This is a genomic window from Pseudoalteromonas shioyasakiensis, from assembly GCF_022398475.1.
Taxonomy (GTDB): domain Bacteria; phylum Pseudomonadota; class Gammaproteobacteria; order Enterobacterales; family Alteromonadaceae; genus Pseudoalteromonas.
On the sequence record NZ_JAKEVM010000003.1, the window covers coordinates 54,965 to 80,801 of the forward strand.

30 protein-coding genes are annotated in these 25,837 nt (G+C 41.9%); 21 read left to right on the forward strand and 9 right to left on the reverse strand.

The window, feature by feature from the left end:
- Nucleotides 1–28: 28 nt before the first annotated feature.
- The 3 genes from L1D51_RS01560 to L1D51_RS01570 all read right to left on the reverse strand — a co-directional run bounded on the left by L1D51_RS01560 (nucleotide 29) and on the right by L1D51_RS01570 (nucleotide 2,771).
- Complete coding sequence (locus L1D51_RS01560) at nucleotides 29–403, reverse strand: hypothetical protein (protein ID WP_217875273.1); 375 nt, start codon at nucleotides 401–403, stop codon at nucleotides 29–31.
- A complete protein-coding gene (locus tag L1D51_RS01565; protein WP_239962299.1) occupies nucleotides 396–2,018 on the reverse strand; it encodes a S41 family peptidase in 1,623 nt (540 codons plus the stop codon). The genes L1D51_RS01560 and L1D51_RS01565 overlap by 8 nt, the downstream gene beginning before the upstream one ends.
- Nucleotides 2,019–2,117: 99 nt before the next feature.
- Complete coding sequence (locus tag L1D51_RS01570; protein WP_239962308.1) at nucleotides 2,118–2,771, reverse strand: endonuclease; 654 nt, start codon at nucleotides 2,769–2,771, stop codon at nucleotides 2,118–2,120.
- A gap of 116 nt (nucleotides 2,772–2,887) precedes the next feature.
- Here L1D51_RS01570 and L1D51_RS01575 point away from each other — a divergent pair, with 116 nt between their 5' ends.
- Nucleotides 2,888–3,241: a VOC family protein gene (locus tag L1D51_RS01575; protein WP_054562881.1), complete on the forward strand. Its 354-nt coding sequence runs from the start codon at nucleotides 2,888–2,890 to the stop codon at nucleotides 3,239–3,241.
- Here L1D51_RS01575 and L1D51_RS01580 read toward each other — a convergent pair.
- Complete coding sequence (locus tag L1D51_RS01580) at nucleotides 3,216–3,941, reverse strand: hypothetical protein (RefSeq protein WP_239962310.1); 726 nt, start codon at nucleotides 3,939–3,941, stop codon at nucleotides 3,216–3,218. The genes L1D51_RS01575 and L1D51_RS01580 overlap by 26 nt on opposite strands.
- Nucleotides 3,942–4,099: 158 nt before the next feature.
- On the opposite strand from L1D51_RS01580, the gene L1D51_RS01585 reads away from it, so the two are divergent.
- Nucleotides 4,100–4,480 (forward strand): hypothetical protein, encoded by a 381-nt coding sequence (locus tag L1D51_RS01585; RefSeq protein ID WP_054554459.1) that lies wholly within the window; start codon nucleotides 4,100–4,102, stop codon nucleotides 4,478–4,480.
- A gap of 7 nt (nucleotides 4,481–4,487) precedes the next feature.
- Here the strand turns inward: L1D51_RS01585 and L1D51_RS01590 are convergent, their stop codons facing one another.
- Nucleotides 4,488–4,925 (reverse strand): PaaI family thioesterase, encoded by a 438-nt coding sequence (locus L1D51_RS01590; protein ID WP_239962316.1) that lies wholly within the window; start codon nucleotides 4,923–4,925, stop codon nucleotides 4,488–4,490.
- A gap of 161 nt (nucleotides 4,926–5,086) precedes the next feature.
- On the opposite strand from L1D51_RS01590, the gene lexA reads away from it, so the two are divergent.
- The 5 genes from lexA to L1D51_RS01615 all read left to right on the forward strand — a co-directional run bounded on the left by lexA (nucleotide 5,087) and on the right by L1D51_RS01615 (nucleotide 10,322).
- Nucleotides 5,087–5,704 (forward strand): transcriptional repressor LexA, encoded by a 618-nt coding sequence (lexA, locus tag L1D51_RS01595; protein ID WP_239962329.1) that lies wholly within the window; start codon nucleotides 5,087–5,089, stop codon nucleotides 5,702–5,704.
- A 437-nt stretch (nucleotides 5,705–6,141) separates the two neighbouring features.
- A complete protein-coding gene (gene coxB / locus L1D51_RS01600) occupies nucleotides 6,142–7,284 on the forward strand; it encodes a cytochrome c oxidase subunit II (RefSeq protein WP_138601005.1) in 1,143 nt (380 codons plus the stop codon).
- Complete coding sequence (ctaD, locus tag L1D51_RS01605; protein ID WP_054554455.1) at nucleotides 7,284–8,879, forward strand: cytochrome c oxidase subunit I; 1,596 nt, start codon at nucleotides 7,284–7,286, stop codon at nucleotides 8,877–8,879. The genes coxB and ctaD overlap by 1 nt, the downstream gene beginning before the upstream one ends.
- On the forward strand, nucleotides 8,879–9,409 hold the full coding sequence (locus L1D51_RS01610) for a cytochrome c oxidase assembly protein (RefSeq protein ID WP_054554454.1): 531 nt from the start codon (nucleotides 8,879–8,881) through the stop codon (nucleotides 9,407–9,409). Before ctaD ends, L1D51_RS01610 begins: the two co-directional genes overlap by 1 nt.
- 37 nt (nucleotides 9,410–9,446) lie before the next feature.
- Nucleotides 9,447–10,322 (forward strand): cytochrome c oxidase subunit 3, encoded by an 876-nt coding sequence (locus L1D51_RS01615; protein WP_239962331.1) that lies wholly within the window; start codon nucleotides 9,447–9,449, stop codon nucleotides 10,320–10,322.
- Here the strand turns inward: L1D51_RS01615 and L1D51_RS21810 are convergent.
- Nucleotides 10,222–10,533, reverse strand: coding sequence for a DUF2909 domain-containing protein (locus tag L1D51_RS21810; RefSeq protein ID WP_338127919.1), 312 nt, complete (start codon nucleotides 10,531–10,533; stop codon nucleotides 10,222–10,224). The genes L1D51_RS01615 and L1D51_RS21810 overlap by 101 nt on opposite strands.
- Nucleotides 10,534–10,547: 14 nt before the next feature.
- Between L1D51_RS21810 and L1D51_RS01625 the strand changes: the two genes are divergently transcribed.
- The 13 genes from L1D51_RS01625 (at nucleotide 10,548) to L1D51_RS01685 (ending at nucleotide 22,605) form a co-directional block, all read left to right on the forward strand.
- Nucleotides 10,548–11,297 carry an SURF1 family protein gene (locus L1D51_RS01625; RefSeq protein WP_239962333.1) on the forward strand — a complete coding sequence of 250 codons (750 nt, stop codon included), beginning with the start codon at nucleotides 10,548–10,550 and terminating at the stop codon, nucleotides 11,295–11,297.
- The gene (locus L1D51_RS01630) at nucleotides 11,278–11,772 is read left to right on the forward strand and encodes a hypothetical protein (RefSeq protein WP_055198604.1); all 495 of its coding nucleotides are present in this window, start codon (nucleotides 11,278–11,280) and stop codon (nucleotides 11,770–11,772) included. The genes L1D51_RS01625 and L1D51_RS01630 overlap by 20 nt, the downstream gene beginning before the upstream one ends.
- 20 nt (nucleotides 11,773–11,792) lie before the next feature.
- Entirely contained in the window at nucleotides 11,793–12,782 is a 990-nt protein-coding gene (locus tag L1D51_RS01635) for a COX15/CtaA family protein (RefSeq protein WP_055020533.1), read from the forward strand.
- A 9-nt stretch (nucleotides 12,783–12,791) separates the two neighbouring features.
- A complete protein-coding gene (gene cyoE / locus L1D51_RS01640; RefSeq protein ID WP_054562873.1) occupies nucleotides 12,792–13,700 on the forward strand; it encodes a heme o synthase in 909 nt (302 codons plus the stop codon).
- On the forward strand, nucleotides 13,697–14,314 hold the full coding sequence (locus L1D51_RS01645; RefSeq protein WP_239962335.1) for an SCO family protein: 618 nt from the start codon (nucleotides 13,697–13,699) through the stop codon (nucleotides 14,312–14,314). The genes cyoE and L1D51_RS01645 overlap by 4 nt, the downstream gene beginning before the upstream one ends.
- Before the next feature lie 169 nt (nucleotides 14,315–14,483).
- Nucleotides 14,484–14,756: an STAS domain-containing protein gene (locus tag L1D51_RS01650; protein WP_054562871.1), complete on the forward strand. Its 273-nt coding sequence runs from the start codon at nucleotides 14,484–14,486 to the stop codon at nucleotides 14,754–14,756.
- 9 nt (nucleotides 14,757–14,765) lie between these two features.
- Nucleotides 14,766–15,128 carry a response regulator gene (locus L1D51_RS01655; protein WP_054562870.1) on the forward strand — a complete coding sequence of 121 codons (363 nt, stop codon included), beginning with the start codon at nucleotides 14,766–14,768 and terminating at the stop codon, nucleotides 15,126–15,128.
- Nucleotides 15,129–15,143: 15 nt separating this feature from the next.
- Nucleotides 15,144–17,225, forward strand: a complete 2,082-nt coding sequence (locus L1D51_RS01660) for a chemotaxis protein CheA (RefSeq protein WP_055020530.1) — start codon at nucleotides 15,144–15,146, stop codon at nucleotides 17,223–17,225.
- Entirely contained in the window at nucleotides 17,222–17,707 is a 486-nt protein-coding gene (locus L1D51_RS01665; RefSeq protein WP_054562868.1) for a chemotaxis protein CheW, read from the forward strand. Before L1D51_RS01660 ends, L1D51_RS01665 begins: the two co-directional genes overlap by 4 nt.
- Nucleotides 17,708–17,736: 29 nt before the next feature.
- On the forward strand, nucleotides 17,737–20,064 hold the full coding sequence (locus tag L1D51_RS01670; RefSeq protein ID WP_239962337.1) for a methyl-accepting chemotaxis protein: 2,328 nt from the start codon (nucleotides 17,737–17,739) through the stop codon (nucleotides 20,062–20,064).
- Between the two features lie 65 nt (nucleotides 20,065–20,129).
- Nucleotides 20,130–20,948: a CheR family methyltransferase gene (locus L1D51_RS01675; protein ID WP_054562866.1), complete on the forward strand. Its 819-nt coding sequence runs from the start codon at nucleotides 20,130–20,132 to the stop codon at nucleotides 20,946–20,948.
- Entirely contained in the window at nucleotides 20,945–21,562 is a 618-nt protein-coding gene (gene cheD, locus L1D51_RS01680) for a chemoreceptor glutamine deamidase CheD (RefSeq protein ID WP_054562865.1), read from the forward strand. Before L1D51_RS01675 ends, cheD begins: the two co-directional genes overlap by 4 nt.
- A gap of 8 nt (nucleotides 21,563–21,570) precedes the next feature.
- On the forward strand, nucleotides 21,571–22,605 hold the full coding sequence (locus tag L1D51_RS01685) for a protein-glutamate methylesterase/protein-glutamine glutaminase (protein WP_055020528.1): 1,035 nt from the start codon (nucleotides 21,571–21,573) through the stop codon (nucleotides 22,603–22,605).
- Here the strand turns inward: L1D51_RS01685 and L1D51_RS01690 are convergent.
- Nucleotides 22,592–23,623 carry a polysaccharide deacetylase family protein gene (locus L1D51_RS01690; protein WP_239962339.1) on the reverse strand — a complete coding sequence of 344 codons (1,032 nt, stop codon included), beginning with the start codon at nucleotides 23,621–23,623 and terminating at the stop codon, nucleotides 22,592–22,594. The genes L1D51_RS01685 and L1D51_RS01690 overlap by 14 nt on opposite strands.
- Here L1D51_RS01690 and dinF point away from each other — a divergent pair.
- Nucleotides 23,600–24,934 (forward strand): MATE family efflux transporter DinF, encoded by a 1,335-nt coding sequence (gene dinF / locus L1D51_RS01695; RefSeq protein WP_239962341.1) that lies wholly within the window; start codon nucleotides 23,600–23,602, stop codon nucleotides 24,932–24,934. The genes L1D51_RS01690 and dinF overlap by 24 nt on opposite strands.
- Nucleotide 24,935: 1 nt before the next feature.
- Here the strand turns inward: dinF and L1D51_RS01700 are convergent, their stop codons facing one another.
- Nucleotides 24,936–25,205 carry a hypothetical protein gene (locus tag L1D51_RS01700; RefSeq protein ID WP_054562862.1) on the reverse strand — a complete coding sequence of 90 codons (270 nt, stop codon included), beginning with the start codon at nucleotides 25,203–25,205 and terminating at the stop codon, nucleotides 24,936–24,938.
- A gap of 14 nt (nucleotides 25,206–25,219) precedes the next feature.
- Entirely contained in the window at nucleotides 25,220–25,795 is a 576-nt protein-coding gene (nfuA, locus tag L1D51_RS01705) for a Fe-S biogenesis protein NfuA (RefSeq protein WP_054554437.1), read from the reverse strand.
- Nucleotides 25,796–25,837: the final 42 nt, after the last annotated feature.

Sequence of the window (25,837 nt, forward strand, 5' to 3'; positions counted from 1 at the left end):
AAGGCGCAGCTGAAGCTGCGCCTTTTTGTTAGTTAACTTCGCACTCTACATTAGGAAGTGGAATACGGAGCTCTTTTTTGGGGTAGTAAAGCAGGCATTGCTCGCCCGCCTTTTGCAACACAAACTTCTCAGAGGGAATTGAATGGGCACCCATAATTGGCAGGCCATCAGGCCCTTTGTTGGTGCCGTGGTCAATCAGCAACTCTGCGCTTTTAGTAAACACATCATCGGCTAAGGTGACCAGTGCACCGCCTTTAGCTGATTGAATAGCCTGCTGTATATCAGTAATCACTCCCGGGTTTACCCGAACAAGCGTGGCATCTTGCGGTTGCTCCGCTTGAGTACTTTTACAGCCAGCTATGCTTGCCAGTAAGGTGCAGGTTAATAACAGTGCTTTATTCATTATCACCTTCCTTAGCTGGTAGCGGACGGGTTAAATCCATATTATTTTTGTAAAGTGTAGTATTGGCTTTTAGCGCAATACCAGCTTCATCAGCAGCATAAGATGAGGTTGTCGCTTGCTTAGCTGTGACACTTTGCGTTAACACTGGGCAACTATCATTCTCAATATGATAAAGCGCTGCACTCAGAAGTGTTTCATCACTATCACCTAACTGGTGGTTAAAGTCGTCATCGAGTTCACAGCCTTTTACATCTGCATCGAATTGCGGTGAAGGAGTTGGTACTAAGCCGTCAGAGTATTCGCCAAAGCCTTTGTAATTCACACCCGTTAGCTGAATGGTGTAGTAAGTGGTTGCACAGTTATGCGTTGGGGTAAAACCATATGGTTTACCGCAGGTTTTACCACCTATTAAAACAACTTCAGTATCTATGCCTTTTAAGCCATTGATAAGTGCTTCTGATGCTGAACACGTATTATCAGTGCTGAGTACATAGACTTTCGATAAATTTAAGTCAGGGAGAATGTTACCTGTTCCCTCGAAAGTAGAATAATCGACTTCAATATCAATAAACGGGTATGGGTCGCTCTCGGGCTGCTTGTCATTTTCAATGACTTGATAGTAAAAATAGTCACTCGTATTGGCTGGACCTGCAATCATATAGGCAAGTTGTGAAGAAAGCGCTAATAAACCACCGCCATTGTATCTAAGGTCGATCACAAGCTCGTCGATATTGTCGGTTTTGAACTTATTCACAGCACTTATCAGCTCAGGCTGAGCAATACTTATATGGCTGTTAAACTGCATGTAGCCAACTTTAGTGCCATCTCCTGTGGTAATAGTATCGACATTTTGTACAGGTGTTTGGGTTATATTACCTGCGACTAGAGTAAACGATTTTTCGGTGCCATCATTACTGCGTACAACAAAATTGTGCGAGTCGCCAGCTGTCGGCCCAAATAGCGCTTCATTTAGAATATCTACGCCTTGTTGAGTATTAGTATCAATGCTGACGTCGTCGACCATTAAAATAGTATCACCGCGTTGTAAGCCTGCATTTGCAGCTGGTGAGTCACTCTCTAAATAGGCTACACGTAACTCTCGTGGCGGAACATTACTGATAAATGCCCAGTTAATTCCATAGCCAGAAACGACCCCAGATTGAGCCTCTTGAAAATACTCATCTGTCGGCCTGCTGAAATGGAATTGATCTTTATAAGCACCAGAGTCTGTTTTTTCGAAGGTTTTTAATTGATCAAAATAAGCGGCGACAGAGCTGAAGTTATCTGGGTCATTGTCTTCTATTTCATCGTACCAAAGATAGGTTTCGTCACTCCATGAACGAAGCCACATCTTCTCAGTAAACTCAGAGCCTGCTGTATCTGGGTAAGGTTGATTATCGTTATATGGATCATTGCCAGTTCGTGGTACAGCGCATTGATCTTTAAATTCGCTTGATGGCTCAAAGACACCAGCCGTCCAAGTGGGTTCAGAAGTTGTTGGTGGTGGATTCGTGGTATCGGTATTGCTCGATGAGCCACCACCGCCGCAGCCAGATAAAGACATGCCTGAAGCCGCTAAGAAGACAGCTAAAGCGAGTTTGTTATTTTTAAACATGGTGCTTCCTTTCTTATATAAATTGTTTAAAAACTAACAATTACTTAATCTGAAAGCAATAAATTATAGTGTCTAAAATGTAAACGAATGTGCTGCTAGTTATAAAGATTTGCGATTGCTAATTTCAGCTATTTCAAGCTTTTGCCACGATTCAAATAATTTACGTTGTTTATCAGATATTTTTAAGCCATAGGTTTTTTGCATATAAAAATAGGTATCGGCTATTTGCTTTCTTGCATAAATGGGTGGCTCAAATACGCGTTGCTTAAAGTCGACTTTTACAGGGCATGCTCCGTAACTTGCACTTGATGTTGACACCATGCCGTAGCGAAAGTTTGAACGGTCAGCATTGATCTCGCCTATAGCAGGTGCAAGGTTATTAATGTCAGCTTCCATTTGACGAAACTTTTCACTGACCTTTTTACAGTTTTTGCGACCGCCATCCTGCCAGCATTGTAATTGATGACCAAACTCCCAGGCAGGCACAATGTGCTCCCACTCTATTCTTTTTGCGCGAGCATTCTCTTTTCCTGAACGGGTGACAGAGTTTCTAGGAATATAACCACACGCATCAGGGTCTGGCACAAGTTTTTTACCTTGGCGCTTGATATCGCAACCACAATATAAGCTTTTACTATTGCTTGGTAGATTCTTAATTAAATGCTTTTTGGCACTGTAAAAGCTCGAAAACTCTTTAGCGGATATAGGAAAAGTGAAAATAAAACAAAGGGCTAAGTATAGAAATAAACGCATATCCATCACATCAGTGAACTACAGGAACAGCTATTCTAGAGCGACTATTCTAAAAAGGAAAAGTTTTTCAACTCAGCTATAGTTGTTAGGCCGTTTTTATTAAAGGAATTACAACCATGTTATTAGGTGCTTTTTCTGTAAGTCTAAATGTAAAAGATATTCGTGCTTCAAAGCAGTTTTATGAAAAGCTAGGTTTCAAAGAGTTTGCTGGGGAGATAGAACAGCATTGGCTAATAATGAAAAACGGTGAACATTTAATTGGTTTGTTTCAAGGTATGTTTGATAAAACCATGCTGACCTTTAATCCTGGGTGGGATCAAAATGCTGAAGCTTTGGATGAATTTGCAACCTTTGAGCAATTAGCTGCACAATTTCAGCAACAAGGATTAGAAATACAAAAGGCCGGTGACGCGAGTTTTATTATCACCGACCCAGATGGCAATCCTATTTTGATTGACCAACACGTGTAGCTGGCTTTTTACGTTTAATTCGAACGTTTTGTAGTAACAAGAGAACTCCTGTAATACAAAATAGTACGCTGGTGGCTGAGAAGCTGATGAGTAGTGGATTGTTAAAGTTCTCACGCTCATCATAATCCATAATGTGTAGCATCCAGAAAAAGTCGAAAATGCGCCACAGGGTGCTGCGCACAGTTATAACTTTACCGGTTTGGCTATCTAAATATAAGGTTGTTGTTAACCAATCATCGAAGCTAATTTGCCAAACATTGGCTTTGTGACCGACTTCTCTAGGCCCTTTTGTTAATAACTGCGCTTGCGTTATTTTTGCGTCAATAAGCAGGTGAGCTTGCGCATTTTCAATGATTTGCGCTTTACTCGGTGCAGGCATTTTAGCACCTGTTCTGCCATCAAAAATAAACGTACCGCTAGAGGATGTAACTTCTATAATCGGGGTATTTAAAAAATGGCTATATTTAATACTCTCGATTTGCTCGAATTGCGCTGTTATTTTATCAATTGAAGCGGGGTAGTCCGACAATAAAAATGGACTACTTAAACTGCGATTAGCCAGATGCTTACCATGCACTTTTTCAAGTGGTAATGAGCTCATCACAAGCCCACCTAAAAGCCAAAAAAAGATCTGCAAAGCAAGTAAGTAGCCAAGCCATTTATGCCCTTTACGAGCATACTTAAACAGGCGTTTATTCATTATTACCCCGTTATTATTGTTATGTGGGCGCTATTTTAGGTTGTTTAGCTAGATTGCCAATGCGGCATAATGTCGCATTAACTGTATTCTAGATTTGGTATATATACAAAACTGAGTTAAAGTTTCAGTCGATATAAATAGAGGGTAAAAACGAGAGTATGTCGGAAATTCAATTTTTAAATGTAGATCTGGAGCTTGAATCAAAGCACGATATTAGTGCGCTTGTTGCTGATTTGAAGAAAAACGCCATGGTTTTACATTATGACCAAGATGAATACCGCCAACTAGCACGTATTGAAGCAACCGCAGATATCAGCTCTCCTGATAAAGCAATTAACCAGCTTTGCGAGCTTATTGAGTCTTGCTCGCGCAATGCATTAAAACAGTGGTTATCGTGCTCAAAGCGTACATTTGATATAGGCTTTGAATCAGGTAATTCGCCTAAATGCTTTAACCAACCCCTGCATGCCGATACCTTGTTACGTATCTCTGCAATTGGCGCAGGGATTGAAATTACTATTTATCCTGTCGAAAAATAGCCTGAATTTATCGCTCTACAACAGCTGCGGTCATTCTTGATACGCAGCAAAGCTCTCCTGCGGCATTGGTAATTTTAATATCCCAAACAGAAGTTCGCTTACCTAAATGCAGCGGTCTAGCAGTTGCTGTTAACGTTCCTTTGCGTGACGCTTTCATGTGGTTGGCATTAATTTCTTGGCCAACAGCATAAAACTTATTGAAATCAACCACGAAATTGGCTGTATAGCTTGCCACTGTCTCTGCTAATACAACGTTTGCTCCGCCATGGACCATGCCCATAGGGTTATGATGCTCAGGAATAGCAGGCATGGTTGCCATTAAATAATCATCGCCAATTTCAGTTACCTCAATGCCCATAGTTTTCATTAAAGTGCCTTGACCGGTAATCCCTTGTTCAAGCTCTTTGCAAAGCTCTAACGTGATTGGTTGGTGCCAAATACTCATTGTGTTTCCTTAGCCTGCTAATTAAAGCTAATACCTTATGGCATCTTTCGGTGTGGTTCAATGTTAGTTTTGTAGCAATATGATGGGGTTAATTTAAATTTGCGATTTTCAAATAACTGTATATACTCACAGTTAAATGTACTGTATGGAAAACCAGTTGTATGCGCCCATTAACTAAACGCCAATCGCAAATTTTAGAACTAATTAAAGTCTTTATTAAAGATACAGGCATGCCACCTACGCGTGCTGAAATAGCTCAAACATTGGGTTTTAAAAGTGCCAACGCTGCTGAAGAACACCTAAAAGCACTGGCAAAAAAAGGCATGATCAAAATGAAGCCTGGGGCGAGTCGCGGTATTCAGTTAATTGAAGAAGAAGAGCCAGAGCAGTTAGGCTTACCTTTAATTGGCCGTGTTGCAGCTGGTGAACCTATTTTGGCGCAAGAACATGTTGAAAGTCACTGCCAAGTTGATCCTTCATTATTTAAACCTGCTGCCGATTTCTTACTGCGTGTAAATGGCATGAGTATGAAAGACATTGGTATTATGGATGGCGATTTGCTTGCAGTACACAGAACACAAGTTGCTGAAAACGGGCAAGTAGTTGTAGCTCGAGTCGATGAAGATGTAACAGTTAAGCGTCTAGAAAAAGCGGGTCGCAAAGTACTTTTACACGCTGAGAACGAAGAGTTTTCGCCTATTGAGGTTGATCTTGAGCATGAGTCGTTCAACATCGAGGGGTTAGCGGTAGGTGTTATTCGTAACGCTGACTGGATGTAAGCGTTCCCAATTTGGTGCATCAAATTGACTCAATTTGGTGCGCCGCTGAAATTTTACTACTTAATTAGGATTTGTGAATCCTTACTCTTCATTTAAAGCCTTATATGGCGCAGTTTTCCTCTCTTTTTATATTTCGTTCTTACTCCTAAACATTAAATAACGCGCTGATTATAGTTGTTATTTCTGCACCAAAATAAACATTTATTATCATTAAAACTTGCTTATTGGTCATTTTTTAACTAATTGGTTAATACACTGTATTAACACCTAATTAATAAAAAGACACAAAAATGTGCGAGGTGTTAGTCAAGGGGTCGGTATCATAAGTGGGTCAAAATGATACGTAGTCGCTCTGAACAATAAGAAAAACGAATGGGCACCTTGTTGTATCGCCTTTTCGCTTTGCGTCTTGCAATAGCATCTAAAGGAGCCGTCACATGGGTAAACTGCGTTACGCCTTGTGGCTTATATTGTTTGCACTTCCTGAGCTTGCATTGGCAAATAGCCAATACAATATGCGTAAAGGGGTGACCGATATAAGTAATAATGTTTATGAGTTACACATGACGATATTTATTATCTGCTGTGTAATCGGCATCATCGTATTTGCGGTGATGTTTTGGGCTTTAATACACCACCGTAAATCCAAAGGGGCCAAGCCTGCCCAATTTCATGAAAGTACAAAAGTTGAAATACTTTGGACTGCCATTCCATTTGTCATCTTAATCGCCATGGCTGTGCCTGCCACAAAAACCTTAATTGCCATGGAAGATGCTTCTAAAGCCGATATCACCATTAAAGTGACTGGCTCACAATGGAAGTGGCATTACGAGTACATGGGTGAAGACATTGCTTATTACTCGATTCTATCTACTCCTAAAGATCAAATAGACAACCAAGCAGAGAAAACTGAGCATTATTTGCTTGAAGTAGATAAACCGCTAGTACTTCCTATCAATAAAAAAGTTCGCTTTTTAATGACCTCAGACGATGTAATTCATTCATGGTGGGTGCCTGATTTTGCGGTTAAAAAAGATGCAAATCCTGGGTTTATCAATGAAGCGTGGACACGTATTAACGAGCCAGGAGTATACCGTGGTCAATGTGCTGAGTTATGCGGTAAAGATCATGGCTTTATGCCTGTTGTGGTGAAAGCCTTACCTGAAGATGAATTTGCTAATTGGCTTGCAGATGCCAAGCAAGAAAAAGCCAATGCGGCCGCAGCGGATGCTGCTTTGCTTGATCAAACATTACCGAAAGAAGAGCTTATGACCTTGGGTGAGCAAGTCTACATGGCTAGTTGTGCTGCATGCCACCAACCTACCGGTATGGGCCTACCTGGCGTATTTCCAGCACTTAAAGGCAGCCCGATTGTATTAGGTGATGTAAAAGATCACATAGATATCGTGTTACACGGTAAGCCTGGCACAGCAATGCAAGCGTTTGATAAACAGCTTTCAATTAAGCAACTTGCTGCGGTTATTACTTATAAGCGAAACGCGTGGGGTAATGATACCGGCGATGTTATCCAACCGAGTCAAATTCAAGCCGCGATTGATGCAGCAGCGGAGGCGAACTAATGAGTAATGTTATTAACGAGCAAGCAACTGGGCATGCGCATCACGACCATCATCATCCAGCTAAAGGTTTTAAGCGCTGGCTATACACTACCAACCATAAAGACATTGGTAGTTTATACCTGATTTTTTCTCTAACTATGTTTTTAATAGGTGGAGCCATGGCAATGGTGATCCGCGCTGAACTCTTTCAGCCTGGATTACAGCTAGTTGACCCGCACTTTTTTAACCAAATGACTACCGTACATGGTTTGATCATGGTGTTTGGTGCCGTTATGCCCGCATTTACTGGGCTTGCAAACTGGATGGTACCTATGATGATAGGCGCGCCTGATATGGCCTTACCACGTATGAATAACTGGAGCTTTTGGATATTGCCGTTTGCATTTTTAATCCTATTGGCTTCGTTACTTATGCCTGGTGGTGGTCCTGCGTTTGGTTGGACTTTTTACGCACCACTATCAACAACTTACAGTAACGATAACACTGCACTTTTTGTGTTTGCCGTACATATCATGGGTATCAGCTCAATTATGGGGGCGATTAACGTTATCGTGACTATCGTCAACTTAAGAGCGCCAGGTATGACGTGGATGAAGCTGCCGCTATTTGTTTGGACATGGTTAATCACTGCATTTTTGTTAATTGCTGTTATGCCTGTCCTAGCAGGGGCAGTCACTATGGTGTTGACCGATAAATACTTCGCAACCAGCTTTTTTGATGCAGCCGGTGGGGGCGACCCTGTGATGTTCCAGCACATTTTCTGGTTCTTCGGTCACCCCGAAGTGTACATCATGATTTTGCCGGCCTTTGGCATTATATCGACTATCGTACCGACCTTCTCGCGCAAAAAGCTATTTGGCTATGCGTCTATGGTGTATGCAACTTCATCGATTGCGCTGCTAAGTTTTATCGTTTGGGCACACCATATGTTTACCACAGGGATGCCTGTTGCAGGCGAGTTGTTTTTCATGTACGCCACCATGCTTATCTCGGTACCAACGGGCGTTAAAGTGTTTAACTGGGTGGCCACCATGTGGCGCGGTTCGATTAGCTTCGAAATTCCGATGATGTTTGCCATCGCCTTTATTGTGTTATTCACCTTAGGTGGTTTCTCTGGCTTGATGCTTGCGATTACACCGGCAGATTTTCAGTATCACGATACCTATTTTGTGGTGGCTCACTTCCATTATGTGCTTGTGACAGGGGCTGTGTTCTCAATTATGGCGGGAGCCTATTATTGGCTACCGAAATGGACCGGCAACATGTACAACGAAACGCTGGCGAAATGGCATTTTTGGTTATCGCTAATCAGTGTCAACGTGTTGTTCTTCCCTATGCACTTTGTTGGCCTTGCTGGTATGCCGCGTCGTATTCCTGACTATGCTCTGCAATTCGCTGACTTTAACGCCATTATCAGTATTGGTGGTTTTGCATTTGGCTTATCGCAACTGTTGTTTGTATTGGTGGTATTTAAATGTGCTCGAGGTGGCGAAAAGGCACCTGCCAAAGTATGGGATGGAGCTGAAGGTTTAGAGTGGGAAGTCGATTCTCCAGCGCCTTATCACACCTTTGAAACACCGCCGGAGATTAAGTAATGAACCATGCACCTTTGCTAAAAAAACTGCTGATTACATGCTTGCTCATGTTCGCATTTGCTTTTGCAATGGTGCCGCTTTACGACGTGTTTTGCGACGTTACAGGGTTGAATGGTAAGCCATCATTAGAAAAAGCGAGCGCGAGTGAATCAATAAATACACAGCGCCAAGTTGATGTCAGCTTTACCACTCACGCCCAAAGCGGCGCGCCATTTAAGGTGCAGTCTGAGCAATACAGCGTGGCGGTACAACCTGGTGCCATGCGTGAAGTTAAATTCTCAGCAAAGAACACCAGTAATGAAGACAAAGTCATGCAAGCAATTCCATCAGTATCACCGGGTAAAGCGGCAAAGTACTTACATAAAATCGCCTGTTTTTGCTTTGATCAGCAGCCAATGAAAGCCGGTGAAGAAATGGAATTTACCTTGTTGTTTTATGTTGATACTGAGTTACCCGACGATGTTGAGGAACTGACGTTGTCGTATACCGTGTTTGATATTAGCGGGCATGTTGTGGCTAAAAACGATTAAAAGCCGCCAAGCTAATTGCTAATTGGGAGCAAACAAAATGAATCAAAATTATGAAAAATACTATGTTCCAGCCGAGAGTCCTTGGCCAATAGTTGGTGCCATCGCGATGTTTTTAATTGCTGTTGGTGCTGGCTTAACTGTGATGCAAGTAAGTGGTGAGGGTAGTAGTGGCCAGTATGTCTTGTATCTAGGCATTGCCATATTAATTTATATGGTTTTTAGCTGGTTTAGAAACGTTATTGAAGAGTCTCATAAAGGACTTTACTCAGCACAAATGGACCGCTCATTCAGACAAGGTATGAGCTGGTTCATATTCTCTGAGGTTATGTTCTTTATGGCGTTTTTTGGCGCTCTTTTTTACGCACGTATGATTTCGGTGCCTTGGCTCGGTGGCGCTGGTAATAACGCTATGACCAATGAAGTGCTCTGGCCAACCTTTGAAGCAGTATGGCCGCTATTATCTACGCCAGCGGGCGAGACCACACAGGCTATGGGCTGGCAAGGTCTACCATTGATCAACACGCTTATTCTGCTTACCTCATCGGTCACAATTCACTTTGCTCATGTTGCGATAGAAAACAATAAGCGCGGCGCTCTAAAGGTATTTTTATCTTTAACCGTGCTATTAGGTGTGATTTTCCTTGGCTTACAAGTTTACGAGTATATGCATGCTTACCAAGACTTAGGTTTGACCTTAGATGCGGGCGTTTATGGGAATACCTTCTTCTTGTTAACTGGCTTTCACGGTATGCACGTGACATTAGGCACCATTATTTTATTTGTGGTGCTACTTAGAATTTTTAAAGGCCACTTCACGAGTGAAAAGCACTTTGCCTTTCAAGCTGCTGCTTGGTATTGGCACTTTGTTGATGTGGTGTGGTTGTGTTTATTTGTATTTGTGTACGTGCTGTAGCTTTGTGAAGCGGCGACGGGTTGGTGTGAATAAAGCCTAATTTCATTGCGGCAATGATGAGCACCAGCACAATACCTGAAAACAGCACTCGACGACCTAAGTAATGCGACATGGGTTTCGAGTGCTCTTTTGCTGACATCATCACAAACAGCGCTCTAAATAGGTTGAACAGAATATAAAGTAATAACAAAACAATAATGATTTTAATCATATTAGGTATTCCAAATGCAGTTAATTTTATGGCGTAAACAAAAGCTTAGCTCAATTATCGCAATTTGCGTTGTGATACTTGCAGTGCTTATTTGTATACGACTAAGCGTTTGGCAATACCAGCGAGGCGAGCAAAAACAGCAGCAACTAAGTCAGTTAGCCGTTTCGAAAGAGCAAGGCGTTTTGAGCTGGCAAGAACTGCAAAATTTACCTAGTGAGCTGAATAAAACGGGCCTGCAAGTCAAGGTCACTGGCGAGGTAAATAAACAACATTACTGGCTGCTTGATAATCAAATTTATCAGGGGCAAGTGGGCTATGACTTACTAGTAGCGATGACAATTGCAGATGAAAGCGTGCCTTTAATCGTTAACTTTGGTTGGCTAAAAGCTCCAACAAACCGTAGCCAGTTGCCAACCGTTGTGTGGCCAGAATCAACAAGCTTTACGGCTACTGTGCAATTGAAACAAGGCAACTTACAAGGCTTCACACTTGCCGATGAGATTGGTGCAGAGCAAGGCTGGCCTAAGCGTATTCAAGGCATCGACTTAGCAATTTTTAGTGCTCAATTAGCAAAGCCCTTACAAGGCTTTATTGGTTATCGCAATGAAGCAGATGGTATTGCAACCCCGCATTACCAGAGTGTCGTGATGGGGCCAGATAAACATTACGCCTATGCCGTGCAGTGGTTATTAATCGGCTTAGCGTGTGTTGTTATTGCTTATTTTGCGATGAGAAGGAGAGGTTATGAAAATAAACCCGCTTAGTTTATTCGTTTTATGCTGTTTTGTGCCGCTGGCACTTGCTTATGCAGCATTAAAGCTTGAGTGGTTACCGAGTGGTTCGAGTAATCATGGTGAGCTTTTAAGCGAAGAAGTTAAATTAGCTGATTGGCAACAAGGCGATCCTAAACAATGGACAATTGCGCTTAATTATCCAAAAGAGTGCAGTGAAGTTTGTGCAAACCAATTAGCCAGTCTAGATAACCTATATGTCGCTTTAGGTAAAAATCAGCAAAAAGTGGATGTGGCGGTACTGACAAATCAACAGCAGGTATCGGCAAGTTGGCGTCAATTAGCAGTAAGTCCTGCGCTCAAAGCGGGAGACTTATACTTGGTTGATCACATGGGCTTAGTGGTTTTGCATTACCCCTACACGGCTGAGCCAGAACAAAACAGACTGATTCAAAAAGGCTTACTTAAAGACTTAAAGAAACTACTTAACTATGCGCGTTCAAGTTAAACCTCATTAAGGGGATAAAGATGTATAAAAATTATAAATATTTAGTCTTAATTACGGTTTTCTTCTCTATCTTAGTTGTTGGGCTTGGTGCTTATACACGGCTGAGTGATGCTGGGCTTGGCTGTCCTGACTGGCCTGGGTGCTATGGATTTTTAACTGTGCCAAAACATGAAACTGCTCTGTTACATGTTGAACAAAACTACCCTGATATGATGTTTGAAGCAGCAAAAGCATGGAAAGAAATGATCCATCGCTATTTTGCCGGTGCCCTTGGTTTACTTATTTTAGCCTTGTTTGTTTTTGCCTGGTTAAAACGCCAATATCCAAATACGCCGGTTAAACTGCCATTAGCACTATTATTATTGGTGGTATTCCAAGCCGTATTGGGTATGTGGACTGTCACTATGAACCTACAGCCTTTGGTTGTTATGGGGCATTTGCTCGGCGGTTTTAGTATCTTGTCGTTGCTGTTTTTATTGTATCTACGTTTAAAGACCGACCCTGTTGCTAGCAGTGATAGCGGCGCAAAGCCATATTACCGGTTAGCGCTGGTGGGCTTGGTGGTGCTAATACTGCAAATTGCATTAGGTGGCTGGCTTGCAGCAAATTACGCCGCTCCGCATTGTAATGGCTTACCGCTGTGTAGCTACGGACAACCGTTTTCTTTGAAGAGTGTGTTTCAGCTACCGCTTGAGCACAGCACCTATGAATATGGTGTGTTATCTCAGCAGGCGCGTATGTCTATTCATCTGCTACACCGTATTTGGGCGCTGGTTACTTGTGTGGTGTTAGCGCTGATCATGTGGCGCATATATTCACGCTGTTACTCTCGAAAAATTAAGCACTGCACAGTCACTGTATTAATCGCTTTGTTGTGCCAAATCTGTTTAGGCCTAGCTGTTGTGCACTGGCACTTCCCATTAAGTGTAGCGCTTGCGCACAACCTAATGGCCGCATTGTTACTGCTTAGCATGGTAAGACTATGCTTCCACTTAAAAATAAGAACCTAGGAGGCTGTGATGGCATTATTACTAAGCTCAGAAAAATCATTATTTATTCAAAGCTCAGAGTTACTTAAAGATTACTTAGCTATCAGTAAATTTAAAGTAGTTGCCATGCTTGTACTAACTGCTTGGGTTGGTTTGGCATTGGCTCCCGATGTTGGGCGAGGGGTATTTGTGCAGCTTGCAAGTTTGCTAGGTATTGGCTTGCTGTCGGCTGCTGCTGCCGTGATCAATCATGTTGTTGATAGTGAAATCGACAGCAAAATGGCACGTACACGTCATCGTCCTGTGGCAAAAGGTCGGCTCAGTAAACAACATGCTTTGAGCTTTGCTGCAACTATAGGAATACTAGGTTTTGTTATGCTTATGGTATGGGCGAATACGCTCACCGCCATTCTTACTTTGTTTGCGCTTGTCGGCTATGCCTTTATTTACACCTCGTTTTTAAAGCGTGCCACACCGCAAAATATTGTTATTGGTGGTTTGGCAGGTGCTATGCCGCCGTTGCTGGGGTGGGTATCTGAAACAGGCCATATGGCTGCAGCTCCTTGGCTGTTAGTGATGATTATATTTACTTGGACTCCCCCGCATTTTTGGGCCTTGGCGATTGCACGTAAAAGTGATTACGAGCGGGCAAAAATTCCTATGTTGCCTGTTACTCACGGTATCGAATTTTGTAAAACTTGCGTTGTTGGCTACAGCATTTTGCTTGCTTTGGTATGTGTGCTGCCTTATTTAATTGGCATGTCAGGGCTAATTTACTTATTAGGTGCAAGCGTTTTAAACGCGATATTCATTTATAAAGCGTTAAAACTAAAAATTGCCCCAAAAGATGATACAGCAATGGACTTATTTCGTTTTTCAATCGTGCATTTAATGCTACTCTTTATCGCCTTATTCATTGATAAATGGTTAGTTTTATGACGCGAATCGTCGCTTTTTTATGTTTCAGTGCGGTATTGTTTGTAACCGGTTGTGGTAAAAACAACAGCGCACCTGAAGTCGAAGCACTGGTTTATGAGCAGGCAAAGCCGATTAGTCCGTTTTTATTAACCGATCAACATGGTGCGCCCGCTGATAACAGTCAGTTTATGGGGCATTGGAATTTGGTCTTTTTAGGCTATACCAGTTGCCCTGATATATGTCCAATGACACTGGCGAAGTTAACTGCAGTGCAAAAGCAGCTAAGCCAAGATTACAAAGTGCAGGTATGGTTTGTTGCCGTAGATCCAAAACGTGATACAACCGAAAAGCGCAAAGCCTACATTGATTACTTTAATCCTGATTTTCTTGCAGTATCAGGTCCGCACAAGCAACTTTTTCCATTTGTTAGAGAGCTTGGCTTAATTTACGCAATTAACGATAGTGATGAGCAAGAGTATGCCGTTGATCATAGCGCGTCGGTAGTGATGGTTGATGGCGATGGCTCGGTACGTGCGATTTTTAAGCCTGAATTTAAACAAGGCAGCGTGCCATTAATAAACGCCACAACTTTGACTGAAGAGTTCAAAAAAATAGCAGATTATTACGCAAAGTAAACTTTCTTGGTTAAGGGAGTCATTTTCCGCAAAAGAAAAGCTTCCTTTTTTGATATAAATGTCTAAGCTACTAAAAAATTTTACTATTTTTTGATTCAAATTATGGCATTTTTATTTAGTCAGTCTAAGCTTTTGTTATGAATTGTTTAAAGCAGGGAAGGTATAAGTAATGTTAAAGCTCCCTACAGAATTAGCTATTAGTCAGGTCGAAACACTCCATCAAGATTTGCTCCAAGAGTTGTCAGCAAATGATGATATCTGTTTGGATATCAGTGAAGTGACCCGTGCTGACACAGCATCAATTCAGCTTTTATGTGCATTACAGAAGCATTTGCTTTCGGTGCAACACAAAATTATTTGGGTTGGCGAGAGTAAGCCGTTGCAACAGGCAATTAATAGTTTGGGCTTAAGCCATTATCTTGTGCTTGAGAATGCCAATTAAGAGGTTTTTATGAAAAGAATTTTAGCAGTAGACGATTCTGCATCTATGCGCCAAATGGTTGGTTTTACGCTTAAAAAAGCTGGCTTTGATGTGACAGAAGCGAAAGACGGCAGCGAAGCTTTAAATATCGCAAAACAACAAGGCTTTGATGCTGTTATTTCTGATGTGAATATGCCGGTAATGGATGGTATTACCCTTATTCGTGAATTACGTAGCTTACCTAATTATAAGTTCACACCTTTACTGATGCTGACCACAGAGTCGGGTCTTGATAAAAAGTCTGAAGGTAAAGCTGCTGGTGCAACTGGTTGGATTGTTAAGCCATTTAATCCTGAGCAATTGTTAGCGGTATTGAAAAAAGTGATTCGCTAATAATAGGAGCGGGGCATGAGTATAGATCTAAGCCAATTTTTTGAAGTATTCTTCGAAGAAAGCTTCGAAGGGCTCGACGCTATGGAGGCTGAGTTATTAAACTTAGTGCCTGGCGAAGAAGACTTAGAGACCATAAATACAATTTTTCGCGCTGCGCATTCAATAAAAGGAGGCAGCGGTACTTTTGGTTTTAGTGCTGTTGCAGACTTTACTCATGTTCTCGAAACGCTGTTAGATCAAATTCGTGAAGGTTCACGAGATCTTACTGCTGAGCATGTTAATTTACTTTTAAAATCAGTTGACTGTTTACGGGCTTTACTCAGAACTTTACAAGCTGAGCAGCAGCCAGATCTAACTGAAGCTGATGAATTGCGTATTAAGTTTGAAGAAATTCTTGGTATGCGTGCTGCAAGTAAAGAGACTGAGCAAGCGCCAGAAGCTGTTAGCGAAAGCAGCTTTAATACCTATCAAATCGATTTCAAACCACATCATCATTTATTTAAAACCGGTAATGAACCACTGTACATGATCAGTGAATTAGCGGAATTGGGTGAGCTTGAAACACAAGCCTTTCAAGATGATGTGCCAGATATTACGAACCTTGCCCCTGAAGATTGCTTTCTGTCGTGGCGCTTTTTCTTAACCACAGATAAAGAACAAAGCTGCATCGAAGAAATTTTCGAATGGGTTGAAGATGATGCTGATATCACCATCACACTATGCGGTGGCTTGTTTGGTGATGAAGAGATAACAGCAGCTGAGACTGTTACTGAAGATGTAGCGCCAGCGCAAGAGGTTGAGCCTGCAGCAGTTAAACCAGCTACAGATCCTAAAAAGCCAGCGCCAGTTAAAGCAACTACAGCCAATGCAGAATCAACCTCAATTAGGGTTGGTATCGACAAAGTTGATTCATTGATCAACATGGTGGGTGAATTAGTGATTACCCAAGCGATGTTAAGTCAATTGGGTGAGCAAGAGATCACTGAAGCAACTATAGCCTCATTACAAGAGGGCTTAGCACAACTGGCACATAATACCCGTGACTTACAAGAAAATGTCATGCGTATTCGCATGTTACCAATAAGTTTTGTGTTTAGTCGCTTTCCTCGCTTAGTACGCGATATCTCGCAAAAGCTTGATAAACAAGTTGAGCTTAAATTACTTGGTGAACAAACCGAACTAGATAAAACGGTGATGGAGAAACTTTCTGACCCCATGGTGCATCTAGTGAGAAACTCCCTAGATCATGGTTTAGAAACCGTTGATAAACGTGTTGCAGCGGGTAAAGACCCTGTTGGTACTGTTACGCTCAATGCGTTTCATCAAGGCGGTAATATCGTTATCGAAATTATGGATGATGGTCAGGGCCTTAATACCACTAAAATTCGTGAAAAGGCGATTAAAAACGGCCTAATTTCAGAAACTGATGAGTTGTCTGATAACGAAATCAACGAGCTTATTTTCTTACCAGGATTTTCTACAGCCGATCAAGTCAGCGACTTATCAGGTCGTGGCGTTGGTATGGATGTAGTAAGGCGCAATATTGAAGCGCTCAGCGGCTCTGTTGAAGTGGCTTCTGCACCGGGAGTGGGTTCGACATTTACAATTCGCCTACCGCTAACGCTGGCTATTTTAGATGGGCAGTTAGTCCGGATTGCTGAACATACTTATATTATCCCACTGATTTCGATTATTGAGTCATTGCAAATCGATATTAGTAAAGTGAGTCGGGTAGGCAAAGACTTAGATGTGCTGCGCTTACGTGACGAATATATTCCAATCTTAAGGCTTTATAACATTTTCAATCATAAAGGGGCGATTGAAACGCTTGATAAAACCTTGTTGGTTGTCGTTGAGAGTGACAACCAAAAAGTAGGTTTATTGGTTGATGACTTATTGTCGCAACAGCAAGTGGTGATCAAAAGCTTAGAGGCCAATTATCAAAAAGTTGATGGTGTCTCAGGGGCGACAATTCTAGGGGATGGTCGTGTTTCTTTGATTGTTGATATTAGTGGTTTGATTAAATTATCTGGGCTTAGAAAGCCTGGGAGCCAAGAATTGATTATTGAATCAAAAGCGAATTTGGAGGCGTCATGATTGCACAGCACGACGACCTGCATAACAAGCTAAACCTTGAACAAGATCAAGATGTAAAACAGTTTTTAACCTTCTTCATGGCTGAAGAAGAGTATGGTGTTGATATTTTAACGGTGCAAGAAATTCGCAGTTGGGAAGAAATTACGGTGATCCCTAACTCACCGGATTTCGTCAAAGGGGTTATCAACCTGCGTGGCACCATAGTACCGATTATTGATTTAAGGCTTCGTTTTGGTATTTCAGCCATCGAATACGGGCCGTTAACCGTTGTAATTGTTCTAAAAGTACAGCTTGAAAATACATGTAAAATTATGGGCATCGCCGTTGATGCCGTCTCGGATGTCTATAGCATTGCTGAGCATGAAGCGAAGGCAGTGCCACATTTGTCTGACTCAGACAACGCGCAATTTGTTGCGGGTTTAGTCAATGTGGGTGAGAAAATGGTCGCATTACTTGACCTACAAAAAACAATGGACATTTAACTGGGTAGATTAACAAGAAGGTGAAGGGTATGGGATGGTTTAGCAGTCCTAAAAATGTTGAGTCGGAAAATGATTTAGTTATTGCGGCACTTAGAAAGTCGCAAGCGATGATAGAGTTTCAACCGTCGGGGCAGATCATAACTGCCAATGCTAATTTCTTAAACACCATGGGTTACCGACTCGAAGAAATCCAAGGGCAACACCACTCTATGTTTGTTGCTGAAAAAGAGTCGCAAAGCCCAGAATATCAACAGTTTTGGCAGCGATTACGCAGCGGTGAGTTTTTCACTGATGAATTTAAGCGTGTCGGTAAAAATGGCAAACAAGTTTGGATCCAAGGCACCTATAACCCAATTATTGACAGCAATGGTAATGTCACTAAAGTCATCAAATTTGCTACAGACATCACACCGCAAAAAGAACTTGAACGTCAGTCAAAACGTGATGCTGACTTATCAAATGCACTGCGTGTTTGCCAAGCTAATGTGATGATTGCCGATAACGATCTAAAAATTATCTTTGTTAATGAGCAAGTAAAGCAAATGCTGCAAGCTCGCGAATCAACGTTACAAACTGTGCTACCGAGCTTTTCAGTTGCTAACCTAGTTGGAACCTGCGTTGATGATTTTCATAAACAACCGTCACATCAACGTGAGCTGCTAAAAACCCTATCTGAACCATACAAAACCACATTACGTTTGGCGGGGCTTATTTTTAGCTTGATTGCGACACCTTGGGTAAGCGCTTCGGGTAAGCGTTTAGGGACTATTGTTGAGTGGCAAGATATTACTGATAGCGTAAATAAAGCTGAAGCGGAAAAGCGTGCAGCAGAAGAAAATCTTCGTGTCCGACGCGCGTTAGACCGTGTGGCAACCAATACCATGATTGCAGATTCTGGTAACAACATCATTTACATGAACGAAGCCGTTCTGAACATGATGAAAATTGCTGAAAGTGATTTACGTAAAGACTTACCTAATTTCAATAGTAATAATCTAGTGGGTCAAAATATTGATGTGTTCCATAAGAATCCAGCACATCAACGTAACATGCTTGCTAAGTTAAGTGATACTTACAGCACTGAAATTCAAGTCGGCGGCCGTACTTTTGGTTTGGTCGCAAACCCTATTTTCACGCCAGAAAACGAACGTATTGGTACGGTTGTTGAGTGGGAAGACAGAACTGCTGAAGTCGCTATTGAAAAAGAAATTGCGGGTCTGGTTGCTGCTGCGGGGAGTGGTGACTTAGAAGCCCGTGTTGAAGAAGCGGGTAAACAAGGTTTCTTCTTACGTCTAGCGCAGGGCTTAAATAGCCTAGTTAGTATTGTTGATGATGCAGTAAAAGACACAGGCAATATGCTTGATGCTATGGCGAACGGTGACTTATCAAAACGTATTGAGCAAGACTACCAAGGTTCATTCGATAAGCTAAAACGTGATGCAAATGCCACAGCTGATAAGCTTACTGAAGTGATTAATCGCATTAATACTTCGGCAACGCTGGTTGCTAGTGGTGCAGAAGAAATCTCGCAAGGTAATGCTGATTTAAGTCAACGTACTGAAGAGCAGGCTTCATCACTTGAAGAAACAGCATCAAGCATGGAAGAGATGACCAGTACGGTTCGTCAAAATGCTGATAATGCTAAAGAAGTAAATGAACTTGCTGAAGAAACACGTACTAAAGCACAAAAAGGTGGTGAAGTTGTAAATCGTGCTGTAATCAGTATGTCAGCAATTAATGAATCAAGTAAGAAGATTGCAGACATCATCAGTGTCATTGATGAAATTGCTTTCCAAACAAATCTACTTGCGCTTAATGCCGCTGTCGAAGCAGCACGAGCAGGTGAGCAAGGCCGTGGTTTCGCGGTTGTTGCTGGTGAGGTTCGTAACTTAGCGCAACGTTCAGCTGCTGCTGCAAAAGAAATCAAAGAATTGATCCGAGACAGTGTTGGAAAAGTTGAAGATGGTACATTACTAGTTAATGAATCGGGTTCAACATTACAAGAAATTGTTACGGCGGTGCAAAGAGTTACAGCAATGATTTCTGATATTGCCCAAGCTTCTGAAGAGCAAAGCTCTGGTATTGAGCAGGTCAATAAAGCCATTGCCCAAATGGATGAAATGACCCAGCAAAATGCAGCATTAGTTGAAGAAGCCTCTGCCGCGGGTGAATCAATGGCAGAGCAAGCGAATGATATGCGCCGCTTGTTAAACTTCTTCTCGTTATCGAATAACGAGATGGATATTACAAGCCGTGCAAGTTCAGCGCCTGCAGCTAAACAGCCAAGCTCACCAGTGCGTTCGGCACCTAAAGGTAATAACTTTGTTGACCCTAGTGATGAGTGGGAAGAGTTTTAAAACTCTTCCCAATTAAATTCTAACTAGTTAATTGCATCTAATGTTACAGCTGCAGGGTCAAGCACATGAAAGAGTTTTTACTAACGGATAGTGACTTTAAAGCTATTTCGTCACAAGTGTACGATGCTTGCGGCATTGTTTTAGCTGAGCATAAGCGCGAGATGGTTTACTCGCGCTTAGCAAGGCGTATTCGCCAACATAAGCTTAAGAACTTTAAAGAATATTTAGACTTTCTTGAAGAGAATAAAGAACAAGAGTTTAGTGAGTTTATTAATGCTATAACTACTAATCTGACTTCTTTCTTTCGTGAGCCACATCACTTTAGTTATCTAAAAAATACCATAGTCCCCAAACTGCTGATTAGTAATGCTAAACAAAAGCGTGTAAGGGTGTGGTCTGCTGGCTGCTCGACCGGCGAAGAGCCTTATACCATTGCTATGACCTTAAGCAGTCTATTTCCATCTGATTGGGATGTGAAAATCCTAGCTACTGACTTAGACTCAAATGTGCTCGCTAAAGCACAGGCTGGCACCTATACCGCTGCCAATGTGAATGGTTTAGACAAAAGCCAACTTAAGCGCTGGTTTCTAAAAAGCCATGACGGTCAGTTATATAAAGTAAAACCCGAACTACAAAAGAATATTTTCTTTAAACGTCTAAACTTATTACAGAGCTGGCCTATGAAAGGGCCGTTTGATGTTATTTTTTGTCGCAATGTAGTTATCTACTTCGATAAGCCGACGAAAGATACTCTATTTAAACGTTATTACGATTTGTTGACCAATTCAGGTCATTTATTCTTGGGGCATTCCGAAACACTGGGTAAGGACCACAAAGAGTTTAAGAATTTAGGCCAAACTATCTATCAAAAAGGTGGTCTATGAGTAGTCATTTTAAACCTGTATTGTCTGGTTTTGAGCACGTTAAACGGTTTTGGGATGGCAAGCGCCATAAAGTGGTTGCTAAAGTATTACCAGGCGAATTTTATGTGTCTAAGTCTGATGAATTGATCACAACTGTGTTAGGGTCGTGTATTGCTGCATGTATTTACGATGAAGGCTTAGGTATTGGTGGTATGAATCATTTTATGCTGCCGGCGGAAAAAGGCGTTGATCCGAGTAACGCACACAGTCTTAATTGCCGTTATGGTAACTGGGCAATGGAATACTTGATCAATGAAATCCTAAAAAATGGTGCTTCTAGACGCAACCTCAAAGTAAAGCTGTTTGGCGGCGGGAAAATAATCCGCTCAATGACAGATATTGGTGTTGGCAACATTCGTTTTGCAAATGCCTATGTACTTGAGGAAGGTTTAGATTTAGTATCCCATGATGTTGGCGGGCCTTGGCCACGTAAGGTGATGTTTGATCCACAAACAGGCAAGGCGCAGGTTAAGAAAATGCGTGAATTGCATTCTGATAAGCTTGAAAAACGTGAAATTAAATACTTACACGATATTGAGCAGCAAGATGCAGAAACGGATATTGAATTATTTTAGGAGAGCAAATGATCAAAGTACTCATAGTTGATGATTCTGCTTTGATCCGTGGTTTACTCAAGGAAGTGCTCGAGCAAGCGCAAGACATTCAGGTCGTTGGCGCGGCAGAAGACCCTTATCAAGCCCGAGATTTAATTAAGCGCCTTAATCCCGATGTCTTAACGCTTGATATCGAAATGCCGAAAATGGATGGGTTAAGTTTTTTAAAAAACTTGATGCGCCTTCGTCCTATGCCAGTTGTGATGATTTCTACACTGACTCAAAAAGGCTCACCAATCACACTGGAAGCCCTCGAAATTGGTGCTGTTGACTTTATTGCTAAGCCAACAATCAATGTCACTGAAAATCTGCAGCGTTATGCCCATTTATTACATCAAAAAGTGCGTACTGCAGCTGGCGCTAGAGTGCGAGCTTTTAAAGAAACAAAAGTTGAAGACGACAGCTCTTTAACAGCATTGCAATTTAAGGCAAACAGCGTGCTTGCAATTGGCGCTTCAACAGGCGGCACAGAAGCAATTAAAGAAGTGCTCGTGCGTATGCCAGAAAGCTGCCCACCGATTGTTATTACACAGCATATCCCTCCAGTATTTAGTACCTCGTTTGCAATGCGCATGGATAGAACGTGTAAAATCAACGTTAAAGAAGCTGAGCATGGCGATAAGCTACAATCAGGCTGGGCGTATATTGCACCGGGCGATCAGCATTTGAGTGTAGTAAAAAAAGCAGGCGGCTTGTTTTGTCAGCTTGATTCAAGTGAGCTGGTTAATCGCCATCGTCCAGCGGTTGATGTGCTATTTAACTCCTTAGTCGTGGCTTGCCCTAAAGCGACGGTAGCTGCGTTATTGACCGGTATGGGCAGCGATGGCGCAAAAGGCATGCTTGCATTAAATCAAGCTGGGGCTTACACCATAGCACAGGATGAATTGTCGTCAGTGGTATGGGGCATGCCTAAAGCCGCAGTAGAGCTTAATGCGGCTAATGAAGTGGTTCGCCTTGATAAGGTTGCAGCGCAAATGCTAAAACAAGCTGCTAAGGTACAATAACCCAAGGTTGAGAGAACCAGTAGTAACTGCCTTTTTTCGCGATAGAAGGGGCTGTGCAGTTAAAGCGAGAGCGGCCTTTTTTCAGTTTTTCAGGTGAGGTGATCTTCACCGTATCTTTACTAAGCCAAGTTAAGTCTGCTTGGCCAATCCCAGAGACATAACAAGCAAACTGACTTTTATGAAAGTCCTGCATATCAAATTGAATGCTTATACTTGGTGGGTTTTCGTTTGTAACGCTATCTGAATAGCTGAGCTGTTTGATTGCGAATGCTTGAGAGTCGAGTTTAGTGGCAAGCGTATCAAGCTTTGAATAAAAGCCCGATGCCGGAAAGCGTGGTAATCGGGTAAAGTCAGAATGGATACCTACAGCACCCGAATGTTGACCTATACCAACAAAGCCTAGCGATTTTACTAATTGTTGCAATGAATTATTAAATTCACCATAAGGGTAAGCAAGGTATTTAAAATCGTGGCCAATTTCTTCTTTAATGCGTTGCTGGGCAGATAAAATATCTTTTTTAGTACGTGCAAGCCATGCTTCTTCACTCTCGCCAGGCTGTTTGCGATGCAAGTAATTATGAACTTGTGTGTGGTTACTGATTAAGGCGCCTTTATTAGATAGCTCCTTTAACTGCTGCCATGTCATTACATAGCTTTTGCCTTCATCAATTAGTTTGGGATTTACGAAAATAGTATACGGATAGCCAAACTTCTCTAAGATAGGCGCTGCTTCTTCATAGTTATTTTTGTAGCCATCGTCGAAGGTAATCGCGACAGTTTTATCTGTTAGCGGTTGGCCTGTTTGTAACGAGGTGATGAGTTCATCTAGTGGAATAACGTTGAAGTTATTATCTTTTAAATATTGCATATGCTCAGTGAATGTTTCGCTACTGACACTGGTTACCGCAGGAAGGCTTTCACTGACGTGGTGATACTGTAGAATGACTGCGCCATGGGCACGCAAAGATAAACCTAACAGGACTGCAATTACTAAATGAAACATTTTCTTAAACGTCATAAGGCACACCATAAAAGTTTACTGTTATTAGCCGGTCCGATGATTTTATCAAATATTACCGTGCCAATGTTAGGTTTAGTTGATACAGCTGTAATCGGCCACTTAGGAAGCGCTCACTATTTAGCTGGTATAGCGCTTGGCTCAGCAGTTATCTCGTTATTATTTTGGCTAGCAGGCTTTTTGCGCATGAGCACCACAGGATTAGTTGCACAGGCCTATGGTAAAAGCGATCACACCTTACTTGCTGAGCTATTAAAGCGCAGCTTGTTACTAGCAACAGCAGTTGCGCTGTTATTAATAGCGCTGAGTATACCTATTCAATCCTTAATGGCATATTTATCAAATGCTAATGAAGCTGTTTTAGAACAAGCAAATAGCTATTTTTCGATTCGTATTTTTAGTGCACCCGCTGCTTTGTGTAACTTGGTTTTACTTGGTTGGATGCTAGGTGTTCATTATGGCCGCGGGCCATTCTATTTATTACTTATCACCAATATAACCAATATTGTGCTTGATATTTATTTTGTGGTGTTTCTTGATTGGGGTGTGGCTGGAGCTGCGTGGGCATCTTTAATCGCTGATTATATCGCCCTTGCTTTTGCACTGATGTTAGTTGTACAGCTCGCTAAAAAGCAAGGTGTTAACCTTGCCGTGAAAGCCTGGTTAAGTGTTGCTAAGTTACTTGATTTAGTAAGCTTAAATCGCGATATTTTTATTCGCTCATTAGCACTCCAGCTATGTTTTAGCTTTATGACTTTTTATGGCGCACGTATCGGAGAAACAACCTTAGCGGCTAATGCCGTGTTACTAAACTTTTTAATGTTGGTGAGCTTTGCGCTTGATGGTATTGCTTATGCGAGTGAGGCAAAGGTCGGTAAAGCGAAAGGTGAGCACAGCGCTAAGCAGATTAAGTTATGGGTTAATTTGAGCTTGTTTTGGGGTGGGTTATTTGCGGTGTTTTATAGCCTTATATTTTTATTATTTGGCGAGGCAATTATTCGCTTACTTACCGATGTGCCCGAAGTTATCAGCCTTGCAACGGTTTATCTTCCTTGGGTGATTATATTGCCTATCGCGGCGATGGGCTGCTTTTTATTTGATGGCGTATTTGTCGGTTTAACCCGTGCTAAAGACATGCGTAATACTATGCTATTTAGTGCTCTAGTGGGCTTTTTTGGACTGTTTTGGGTAGTGAGTAGCTGGCAAAATCATGGTTTATGGTTTGCGATGACCAGCTTTATGCTAATGCGGGGGTTAACGTTGTGGTTTCGCTACCGTAAAATTATCAATAATCAGCAATTATTAGATTAAATTACTTCCACAAATCAGGGTCGTGATTTTTGGGAGACGAGCGCTCTAAAACTTGCGCAAAACGGTTGGCAAAAATACCTAAGTAGCCCCAACCAGCAAAGAATAAAGCCACTGCTAGTATGGCTAGGCCAATTAATTGAAACAGTGCGGGTCCATAGTAACCTATGGCAATAAAAATCACGGCTAGCACAAACAGTGCTAGGCCGCGAAGAAAGCGTTTTAAGCTTAACTTGGGGTCGCTGCCTAAGCGAAATACCCATTTTTTAAGCATGCTTAATATACCGGTTAGTAGTAAGAGTGCTCACCAGATTGGTGATCAGTAATGTCTCTTACACCGTTGATTTCGTCAAACTTGGCGATCATTTCTTTCTCGATGCCTTCTTTTAGTGTGACGTCAATCATTGAACAACCGTTACAGCCACCGCCAAATTGTAGTACCGCGATACCGTCAGCAGTAATTTCTACTAGGCTAACTTGGCCGCCGTGGTTAGCGAGCTGTGGATTCACTTCGGTTTCAAGCATGTGTTGAACACGTTCTTGCAGTGATGCATCGTCGCTAAGTTTACGTGCTTTCGCATTTGGCGCTTTAAGCGTTAACTGAGTACCCATTTTGTCAGTTACAAAATCGATTTCAGCTTCTTCTAAGAAAGGGGCGCTTTCTGCATCAACAACGGCATCAAAACCATTGAATGGTAGACGAATATCAGTCGCTTCAACGGCGTCTTCTGGGCAGTAAGAAACACCACACTCAGCCTGCGAAGTACCTGGGTTTACTACAAACACACGAATGTTTGTTTGTTCAGCTTGGTCTGCTAAAAGTTTAGCAAAATGAGATTGTGCAGATTCAGAAATAGAGATCATAAAACGGACTATACTTGACTAAATTACTCGGATACTGTGTAT